This is a genomic window from Mesorhizobium sp. WSM4841 (assembly GCF_055811515.1).
Window position 1 is genome coordinate 1 of the sequence record NZ_JBVVQC010000068.1, and the last position, 7,758, is coordinate 7,758.

The 7,758-nt window shown below is 60.6% G+C and carries 10 protein-coding genes and 1 tRNA gene; 4 read left to right on the forward strand and 7 right to left on the reverse strand.

Annotated elements, in window-relative coordinates:
* Nucleotides 1–296: 296 nt before the first annotated feature.
* Nucleotides 297–2,387, forward strand: a complete 2,091-nt coding sequence (locus AC0L14_RS34420; protein ID WP_473752195.1) for an EAL domain-containing protein — start codon at nt 297–299, stop codon at nt 2,385–2,387.
* Between the two features lie 127 nt (nt 2,388–2,514).
* Here the strand turns inward: AC0L14_RS34420 and AC0L14_RS34425 are convergent, their stop codons facing one another.
* The 5 genes from AC0L14_RS34425 to AC0L14_RS34445 form a co-directional block, all read right to left on the reverse strand.
* Complete coding sequence (locus AC0L14_RS34425) at nt 2,515–2,844, reverse strand: GYD domain-containing protein (protein ID WP_165848547.1); 330 nt, start codon at nt 2,842–2,844, stop codon at nt 2,515–2,517.
* A gap of 259 nt (nt 2,845–3,103) precedes the next feature.
* Nucleotides 3,104–3,520, reverse strand: coding sequence for a helix-turn-helix domain-containing protein (locus AC0L14_RS34430; RefSeq protein ID WP_473752196.1), 417 nt, complete (start codon nt 3,518–3,520; stop codon nt 3,104–3,106).
* Nucleotides 3,520–3,816, reverse strand: coding sequence for a type II toxin-antitoxin system HigB family toxin (locus AC0L14_RS34435; RefSeq protein ID WP_473752197.1), 297 nt, complete (start codon nt 3,814–3,816; stop codon nt 3,520–3,522). The genes AC0L14_RS34430 and AC0L14_RS34435 overlap by 1 nt, the downstream gene beginning before the upstream one ends.
* Nucleotides 3,817–3,951: 135 nt before the next feature.
* Nucleotides 3,952–4,134, reverse strand: a complete 183-nt coding sequence (locus AC0L14_RS34440; protein WP_473527821.1) for a DUF3606 domain-containing protein — start codon at nt 4,132–4,134, stop codon at nt 3,952–3,954.
* 114 nt (nt 4,135–4,248) lie between these two features.
* A tRNA-Gln gene (locus AC0L14_RS34445) sits at nt 4,249–4,322 on the reverse strand.
* Nucleotides 4,323–4,448: 126 nt separating this feature from the next.
* On the opposite strand from AC0L14_RS34445, the gene AC0L14_RS34450 reads away from it, so the two are divergent.
* Complete coding sequence (locus AC0L14_RS34450; RefSeq protein WP_473752198.1) at nt 4,449–4,835, forward strand: ester cyclase; 387 nt, start codon at nt 4,449–4,451, stop codon at nt 4,833–4,835.
* Between the two features lie 55 nt (nt 4,836–4,890).
* Here the strand turns inward: AC0L14_RS34450 and AC0L14_RS34455 are convergent, their stop codons facing one another.
* A complete protein-coding gene (locus tag AC0L14_RS34455) occupies nt 4,891–5,235 on the reverse strand; it encodes a hypothetical protein (protein WP_473752199.1) in 345 nt (114 codons plus the stop codon).
* A 744-nt stretch (nt 5,236–5,979) separates the two neighbouring features.
* Here AC0L14_RS34455 and AC0L14_RS34460 point away from each other — a divergent pair.
* Nucleotides 5,980–6,159 (forward strand): hypothetical protein, encoded by a 180-nt coding sequence (locus tag AC0L14_RS34460; protein ID WP_473752200.1) that lies wholly within the window; start codon nt 5,980–5,982, stop codon nt 6,157–6,159.
* 47 nt (nt 6,160–6,206) lie between these two features.
* On the opposite strand, the gene AC0L14_RS34465 is transcribed toward AC0L14_RS34460, so the two are convergent.
* Entirely contained in the window at nt 6,207–6,680 is a 474-nt protein-coding gene (locus AC0L14_RS34465) for an Lrp/AsnC family transcriptional regulator (RefSeq protein WP_473752201.1), read from the reverse strand.
* Nucleotides 6,681–6,840: 160 nt separating this feature from the next.
* Between AC0L14_RS34465 and AC0L14_RS34470 the strand changes: the two genes are divergently transcribed.
* Complete coding sequence (locus AC0L14_RS34470) at nt 6,841–7,593, forward strand: tryptophan 2,3-dioxygenase family protein (protein WP_473527780.1); 753 nt, start codon at nt 6,841–6,843, stop codon at nt 7,591–7,593.
* Nucleotides 7,594–7,758 lie beyond the last annotated feature (165 nt).

Genomic DNA, 7,758 nt, shown 5'->3' on the forward strand with positions numbered 1-7,758 from the left:
CCGGCGCGTACCCCCCACCCTAACCCTCCCCACAAGGGGGAGGGAACGCTGCCGCGCGCCTTTACTTTCCTTTTGGCGCGCCGGAAGGCAGGCAATTTGCCGAGGTCAGCGCCAACGGAAGTCTCCTCCCCCTTGTGGGGAGGGGTTAGGGTGGGGGTCCTCTTCGCAAGAAGCCATATGCGATTGCCCTGCCCAACTGGGGGAGATTGGCCGTCCACCCCAGCCGCTACGCAGTAACGGTTTCTTCTTTGCTTTTGCCGCACAATGGCCGCGACGGGGCAGGCGAAGTCCAGGGCATGGCTGACAAGAAGAATCGCAACGGAGAGTTTTGGGAGCTGGCGCTCGAACGCGCGCATCTTGGCGTCTGGGATTGGGATCTCAGGAGCGGCGACTGTTTTTACTCGGCGATGTGGTCGCAAATGCTCGGCTATGGTGAGGGTGAGCTCGTCGAGGCGAGCGATCTCTGGCTGCAGCTGACGCATCCCGACGATCGCGAGCGGGCGGTGGCCAGCGGCGAACGCCACATTACCGGCCTGACCGATTCGATCGAGACCGAGCTCAGGCTGAAGCACAAATCCGGTCACTGGGTATGGGTTCTCGATCGCGGCGGAGTGGTCGAACGCGATGTCGAAGGCCGGCCGGTCCGGCTGATGGGCGTCCAGACCGACATCAGCAAGCAGAAGCAAGCGGAAGCAGAGCTCGAACAGGTCAATGTCCGGTTTCGCCTGGCATTGGCCGCCAGCGGCACCGGCATCTGGCATCACGATCTTGCCGCACGCAAAAGCTACTGGGACGAGCGCACGCGGGAAATCTTCGGGCTTGTCGCCGAAACCGACGAGGTGTCGCAAGACCTCTGGCACAGCTATCTGCATCCGGACGACAGGGCCGACGCCGAGCGGGCCCACTTGGCGCCGCTGCAAACCCAAAAGGTCGTCGCCGTGCAATACCGCATCATCAAGCGGGACGGCGACATCAGGCATGTCGAATCGCTGATACGGTTCATCGCCGACGCCCAGTCGTCGGGCCAGATCCTGGGCACGGTGCGCGACATCACCGAGGCGAAGCAACGCGAGCAGGAACTTGCCCATGCGGCCCGCCATGACGCCCTGACCGGCCTTTTGAACCGCGCCGCATTCGACCGGCTGCTGGCCCAGCATATCGCAACGGCGCGCCCGCTCGCGGTGTTCTATGTCGATCTCGACTACTTCAAGGCCTTGAACGACTTCGCCGGCCATGCCACCGGCGACCTCGCGCTTAAGCGCGTTGCCGAGGGCATTCTGGGCTGTCTGCCGCCGCCGGCGCATGCCGCGCGCCTCGGCGGCGACGAGTTCGCGCTGCTGGTGCCGGATTGCGACGCAGCGCAAGCCGAGCGTCTCGCCGGCGCCGTTCTCGCGGCGGTTCGCGATACCGATCTCGGCTCGACGGCGGCGTCGCGCAAGCTTGCGGCCAGCATCGGCATCGCCTTTGTCGCCGATGAGAATACCGCGGTGGCCGACGCGCTGGCCTGCGCCGACGACGCCTGTTATGCGGCCAAGGCCGCCGGGCGCAATCGCTTCGCGGTGTTCTCGCCTGAGACAACATCCGGGGGCCTCAATGCGGCGCGGCTGGCGGCCGACACCGTCGATGCCATGGAAGACGGAAGGCTGAAACTGTTCGGCCAGGAAATCCATCGCCTCGGACAACCCTGGCAAGAGAACCGCCATGTCGAGGTCCTGGCGCGGCTCGCCGGGCGCAACGGGCGGCTGATCCCGCCGGGCGAGTTCATCCCGGCGGCGGAGCGGTTCGGCATTGCCTCGCGGCTCGATCGCTGGATCATCAGGACGGCGCTCTCGCTTCATGGTCCGGCGCTGAAGTCAGGGGCGCTCACGCTCGGCTTCAACCTGTCGGCACAGACGCTGAGCGATCCGCAGCTTTGGGATTTCGTCGACGCCGTCATCGATGAGACCGGGGCGCCGCATTCCGGCATCGGCTTCGAGATCACGGAAACCGCCGCGGTCACCAATTTCACTGCTGCCGAAGAGTTCGTCCGCAAGGCGCGCGAGCGGCGCTGCCGCGTCAGCCTCGATGATTTCGGGGCGGGCATGAGCTCGTTCGAATATCTCCGGCGCTTTCCCGTCGACACGATCAAGATCGACGGTTCCTTCATCGAGCATATTGCGAAGAGCCGTTTCGACCGCGAGATCGTCTCAGCCATATCGGGCATAGCTAGAAGCCTCGGCTGCTCCGTGGTGGCGGAGAAGATCGAAGAGCAGGATGCGCTCGACATCCTCAGGGATATGGGCGTTGCCTTCGGCCAGGGATTCCTGCTGCACCAGCCGGAGCCGCTGCAAGCGATCGTTGCGCGGGCGAGCGGGCGAGCGGCTTTGCCAGCTGGGCGGCGAGCATAGCATTCGCTGGCCGGATGCGAGGCTGCAGGACCCCCGGTTCAAGCCTGAGGGCATGCTTTTGGGCGACATGATTAACGGCCGCGAGAAAGTCTGGAAACGGTTCCGACGCCCACACCGCGCGAGCTGGTCAGGGCTTTCCCGGCGGGCGATAGCGGACCGACTTCGCCTTGCCGAGGGCTTGCATCGTTTCTTCGACGCTTAGGAGAACGGTGGTCTCGTACGAGCTGAGCGCTCCTCCCGCACCAATGGCAAGCGCGACAGATGCCATCGAAACGTTGTCTGGCGCCTCCCACAGATTCCAGCCATCGTGCTCTCCGAAGGCGTACCAGAACCCGTGCAGCTTTCCGCCGACCGACTCGATGTAGGTGCGGGCTGCCTCGCGTCTATCCTCAGGGTTTTCGATCAGGCGCGCCCAGGTCTCGGGCGTATAGCTGAATCGTGAGAGATACATGGGCATGGTTCGCCTCCAGGGCCGATCCCGGCGGCTCGGCGTCGAGGGATCGAGGGGGGGACTGGCGCCGAGCCTAACCGGCTTGGATAGTTCACCGGCTGACGAAATATGCGCTCAAGCTAACATAAGCGCAACATCCATGGATCGGCCCTCCGAGGTCGATCAGGCCGATCTTGAGGGCAGGGTTTTTCCAAGCTGTCAGGACTTTAGGCATTGCAAGCAGGTCTTCGCCAATTGGCAATGGACGAAATGTCTTGCCATCGCTTCAAATGCTGCGCACCGGCCGGCGCCGTTCGGTCTTCTGATCACCTGAAAGGTGGTAAGGCTGGATAAGCACTTCCGCCGGAATGTGCCAATTCTTGTGGATCTGGTGCACCATTTCCATCGTCAGCAAGCGCTTCCTGTTCAAGATTTCCGAGGCCCGCGAAGCCGAGCCGATGACTTCGGCAAGGGCCACTTGCTTCAGGCCGGCCATTTCCATATATGCGCGAATGGCCGTGACAGGGTCCGGCGCCTCGATCGGATAATGCCTGGTCTCATAGGCTTCGATGAGATCGGCGAGCACATCGAAACGGTCGCCGTCGGGAGAACCGATCTCGGGCTCGTTGTCGAAATATCGGGCGATCTCAGCGATGGCCCAGTCATAGTCAGCTTCGGTCTTGAGGGGGCGAATGTTTTTCATCACACGGTTTCCGCATCTATCTTATCGTATTCGGTATGGGTGCCGACGAATTTGATCAGCACCCGCTTGTACGTGTAGCTGACATGAACGATGACCCGGTATTTGTTGCCGGCGATATCGAAAATCGCACTGATATCACTGACGAAGTCCACGTTCGCACCGAACAGATTCTTGACGTCAGCGGAGGTTTTCCATTCGACCTTGTCGACCGCCAGATACCAGGCGGTCAGCGGCCCCTTCGCCTGCGGGTGCCTGGTCCAGAAGGCAACAAGGGTCTTTTTGCTGACGATCTGCACGCCTTGATATAGCGAGTTCCCAAAACGGGAACAAGGGGCAACTTCCCAAAATAGGAAATTTCGGGCATCCGGCAGAACCGGCCGGAAAACAGGCGGGCATGGTCAAGCCGGGTCCAGGCCGCCGCTGGATGCGGATCAGGCGTTGCGGCTCGCCATATGCGCATCGAGCTTCCTTCTCGAAGGCCCGTACCGCTTGATGATGGTCGCGGCCTCGCTTGGCGGTATGCCGTATTTTTTCGCAAAAGCCGCAACGTCGTAAGGCTCCTCGCCCGAGGCCGGTTTGCGGTCCTGCTTGCTCTTGGATTTGTCGTCGGCCATGTCGTCCTCCGTCACGTCAGGTGGTTATAGGGCTCCTCGGTCGGCCCGACCACCTTGCCAGTTCGGAAAAGGACGGCACGCCCGGTCCGATCGGTTGCCCGGCGCCGGCGATGCTGGTTCCCGCTCATGGACTCGAACCACGATTCACGCCTTCAAAGGGCGCTGTCCTACCATTAGACGAAGCGGGAATAGAGGAAGTGGACGCTGTCTAACACTTTCTCATCTGCGCATGAAGCCGCTTCATGCCGTCATCTGCGTGAGCGCGAGAATACCGCCTTTGCAGCAGGACCCGTTAGAAGATAGGGTCAGTCGCGATGATTAAAACCGACCTCTCCGGCGTCTATCGAGACTACATTGCCTGCCTGAACAAGCAGGACTGGGAGAAGCTGGGACAGTTCGTCGATAATGAGGTGATCCACAACGGCCGGCGGCTCGGCTTGTCAGGTTATCGCGAAATGCTGGAGACAGACTTTGCTGAAATCCCGGACCTTTATTTCAACGTCCGAATGTTGATTTCCGATCCGCCTTATATAGCGAGCCGGCTTGACTTCGATTGTACCCCGAAAGGAACATTCCTCGGCCTCCCTGTGAGAGGGAGGAGAGTTTCCTTTGCCGAGAACGTCATCTATGAATTTCGGGACAAAAAGATTGTACAAGTATGGTCTGTTATAGACAATTCGGCTATCGAAGCTCAGCTTTAGCGCGAGGGATTTTCGCATAGCAGTCTTCATCCTGCTGGCTTAATAGTCCCTGAGCCTAGACTCGTGTTATCGCCAACAGCCACGCCAGAAGTTCCAGCAACAATAGAAACAGTGCAAGCTGTAGTGACATGCGCAGGCGCTGAATGATCCGCCAGTTGCTGGCCATGTCGGTTTTGATGCGGAGCGCAAGGGCGCGGTGCATCACATCCATGGTTTCGGAGGGGTTTTTATCGACAAAGTCCTGGAGCAGCTGCTCTGGATCGAAGCGGAACGTATAGGCGTAGTAGGGCCACAACATGATCACGACCAGCAGCCCGATCAGGAAAAGCAGCGCCAGCGCCAGCCAGTCCCACAGCCCCAGCCCATCCAGGAGGGCTCTGCCGCCGAGGAGAGAACTCACGAACGCGGTTGCAAAGATCAGATGCCCGCTCGCGTATTGAGGCTCTCCACCACGTTCTGCTGATGCAGAAGGCCTCGCACCGCCTCGGCATAAACAAAGGCCAGGCGGGGGGTCGGATGCTGCGGCGGGCTGGGAGTGGTTTTCTCCCACCGATGAAGAGTGCTCGGCCATGAGGTGTCGTTCCACACTCCGATGAACCACGATATGAACAATGGCAGCTGCCTGACTACCGCCCGTCAAGACCCCGGCCTTGACGCCTGAACACACTGCCCCAGATTACGCGGCGGAGTTTCAGATATGCGATACGACTGGCAGGGGCGCAAATTCCTGGAACGGCATTTCGGCATTGTTATTGCAATTGGCCTGGTTGCAGGGCTGTCGGCCCTGGCCGCGCTGGGCTACACGCCTTAGAGACTGTTTGGAAACTCTACTCTGGCGGCCATCTGATGGCGTTTTCTGCGCTTCCGGTGCTCACGGACCAGCGCATGACCCCGGAAACCGATTTCGGTTTCCGGAAAGGATCATGCGCAAATGCAAAGTGTTAGAGCGTCCTTTGCGCGTCCAATTGGACGCGCAGCGCTCTAATGTCCGCTGCGCGCCGGTTCTCGAAACCACCACCATATGACTCGCCAGAGCGAATTTCGAAACAGTCTCTTAAGCCTCGGATTTAGCACCCAAGCCCCTAATGTAAGCGAAAAGTAACGGTGCCACGCAACCAGACCGGCGCCACGCGCATTTCAATGCATGACGATGTTTCGCCCCGATATCCCTGCAAAATGCTGCGCTTATTGCGGCGGGCGCGACCATGACTACGAGAACTGCCCGAAGTGGAAAGCTGACGCCGAACAGCAGAAGGACCAGCGCGTCGATCCAGCCCCAAGCCCGGCATGGCGGATCGACAAGCCGGACAAAAACGCAGCCTGAACCATCCCGCTGATCGGCTCCAACAAGCACCAGCCACTGCCGACCCGTTATCGCTTCTGCTGCGTATGACCAACGGCATTGGCGAAAGAAATGTCACCCTTGATCTCGCGCATGACCATCGATGTGATCGTCCGGCGCACGCCAGGCAGGCGGCTGAGCTCGACGCGCAGCATCCTGTCCAGCGCCATCATGTCGACCGTCACGATCTGCAGGAGATAGTCGGCCTCGCCTGTCGTGGCGTGGCAGCGCCGGATCAGCGGGTGCGCCTGGACTGCGGCCTCGAAGGCTTCGGAAAGCTCGAAATCGATCGACACCTGGATAAAGGCTTCGATGCCGAAGCCGAGCTTTGCCGGATCGATCCGTGTCGAGTAGCCACGGATGATGCCGGCGTCCTCCAGCGCCTTGACCCGCTTCCAGCACGGCGTCTTGCTTAAGCCGACCTCGTCGGCGAGCACCGTGAAGGAGATACGCGCGTCGCGTTCCAGCGCCGCGACGATCTTTCGATCAAGGGCATCCAGCATCAAACGTTCTCCAAAATCGCGTCATGAAAGGATTTTCGTCCTTCATTTCCTGCCATTTGAATAACAGAAGGGAACAATGTTCAAGCCAAAAGCGCTTATCCTTCGGGTTCGGACCGAACAGATGCCTTGAGCCGACGGGCAGGGCAAAGGAGCAGCTGCCATGCACAAGCCGGATTATTACGCCCGCATCGAAACACCCGAGATGCGCGACTACGGCGTCTACCTCCGATGCGACAAGCTTCTCGCCTGCCAGAAGCCGCTGGCCGAGATGGTGAATGCCGACGAGCTGCAGTTCCAGATCGTGCACCAGGTCGAAGAGCTGTGGATGAAGCTCATCACCTACACGCTGGTCGATGTCGTCGACTTCCTCGAGCAGCAGAACACCCATCGCATCGTCACGCTGATGGGGCGCGTGCATCGGCTGATGCGCATGATGACGGCGCAGCTCGACCTGCTCGAAACCATGTCGCCCAAGGAATACCAGGAGATTCGGCTGCAGCTCGGCAATGGCAGCGGCCAGGAATCGCCGGGTTTCAAGCTCTTGCTGCGGATGCCGCCGGACCTGTGGCGCGCCTTCCAGGCGTCCTATCTCGATGGTCGCGGGCTCTCGGTCGAGGATGTCTACGATATCAGGTACGATCACGGCGACAGCTATGTCATCGCCGAGGCGCTGATCGAATTCGACGAGCTGTTCCAGAAATTCCGCGCCAATCATCTCTACCTCATCCACCGTTCGATCGGGCTCGGCTCGAAATCGCTGAAGGGCCGGCCGGTCGAACTGCTGCAGGCCGGCGCCCTTCATCGCTTCTTTCCTGAGCTGTGGGACATACGCTGCGACATGACCGACCGCTGGGGCAGCCAGTATGGGACGGTACGGGATCCGATCAGCCACCCGGAGGCGAAGGTAGGATAGTTCTAAGCTTGGATTCCTCGCCCCGCGCGAAGCGGGGGGAGAGGTGGCCGCGAAGCGGCCGGAGAGGGGCCTTTTCTTTGCAGGCGCTGTCCCCCTCTCCGTCGCGGCTTCGCCGCGCCACCTTGTATGGGGCTTTCGCTGTCAAGGGGCCTTTTCAAGGCGGCC

Coding starts and splice junctions, on each gene's coding strand:
- AC0L14_RS34465 (WP_473752201.1), bottom strand. CDS start 6,680: ATGCTGGATGCCCTTGATCGAAAGATCGTCGCGGCGCTGGAACGCGAC.
- AC0L14_RS34470 (WP_473527780.1), top strand. CDS start 6,841: ATGCACAAGCCGGATTATTACGCCCGCATCGAAACACCCGAGATGCGC.
- AC0L14_RS34460 (WP_473752200.1), top strand. CDS start 5,980: ATGACGATGTTTCGCCCCGATATCCCTGCAAAATGCTGCGCTTATTGC.
- AC0L14_RS34430 (WP_473752196.1), bottom strand. CDS start 3,520: ATGAAAAACATTCGCCCCCTCAAGACCGAAGCTGACTATGACTGGGCC.
- AC0L14_RS34440 (WP_473527821.1), bottom strand. CDS start 4,134: ATGGCCGACGACAAATCCAAGAGCAAGCAGGACCGCAAACCGGCCTCG.
- AC0L14_RS34420 (WP_473752195.1), top strand. CDS start 297: ATGGCTGACAAGAAGAATCGCAACGGAGAGTTTTGGGAGCTGGCGCTC.
- AC0L14_RS34450 (WP_473752198.1), top strand. CDS start 4,449: ATGATTAAAACCGACCTCTCCGGCGTCTATCGAGACTACATTGCCTGC.
- AC0L14_RS34425 (WP_165848547.1), bottom strand. CDS start 2,844: ATGCCCATGTATCTCTCACGATTCAGCTATACGCCCGAGACCTGGGCG.